Annotated in this window: 1 protein-coding gene; it reads left to right on the forward strand. The window is 30.4% G+C overall.

Annotation, left to right across the window (positions count from 1 at the left end; translation table 11 throughout):
- Positions 1 to 753: hypothetical protein (locus ACLNEE_RS16785; RefSeq protein ID WP_412007437.1), on the forward strand; the 753-nt coding region annotated here is incomplete at its 5' end.
- Positions 754 to 828: the final 75 nt, after the last annotated feature.

An 828-nucleotide genomic window follows, 5' to 3' on the forward strand; every position in this document is an offset into this window, starting at 1 on the left:
ATAAAATTTATGAGTCATAATCAAGAAACACAAGACCAAATACAAGACCAAATACAAAAACTATTTGATTCTTTGGAAAATGCGACACAGCGTTGTGTTGAAGAGCACTTTACTGAGCCAGCTCAAGTCAATGAATGGAACTTAAATGATGTATGTCATGCGGTATCTAAATATTTTGAAAAAGATATTAAAAATACATTAAAGATATACAATGGGCAAAAGTTAATTCAAGAACAGTTAAACGTAATTACACCGCGTCTTCAACTAGTTATAGAAGATATTAAAATTATTAAAGACTTAAGAGAAGAAGTTAAACAATTAAGAATAAGATATGAAGATTCTTTTAAATCAATCCATTTAAGCGTTGATTCTTTTCAAGATACTAGCAGAACTTTGTCTGAATTGATTAACAGAACAAAAGAAGATATTGATAAATTTCCGACAAAAGATTCGATAGAAATAATGATTCATAATCTTACAAGAGAGCTAATTTCTCAAAACACTTTTGATTCAAGATTGAACTCTATTGATGAAAGGATTAGAAGTAATGAAATTTCATCTAGAAACCAATTTTTAATTACTATTGCAACTCTTATAATAGGATTTATAGCTGTGATTGTGCCTCAATTTTATATATTATATGAAGATAAAAAAAACTCAGATAAATCAAAAGAAATGTCTAGTACGGAATTAGAATGCCCAAAACCTCTAATTGTGACCGATGCCAGTTTTACTCCCATAATCCTCATCTAGTTTGTGTGGTTCATCCTATTGGAGTGGAGGGAAAATGTTCCGACTTCAAACCCGACCTAATTCACGGGCGGATGA

It is taken from the genome of Aphanothece stagnina RSMan2012 (assembly GCF_046764815.1).
Taxonomy (GTDB): Bacteria; Cyanobacteriota; Cyanobacteriia; order PCC-6307; family Cyanobiaceae; genus NIES-981.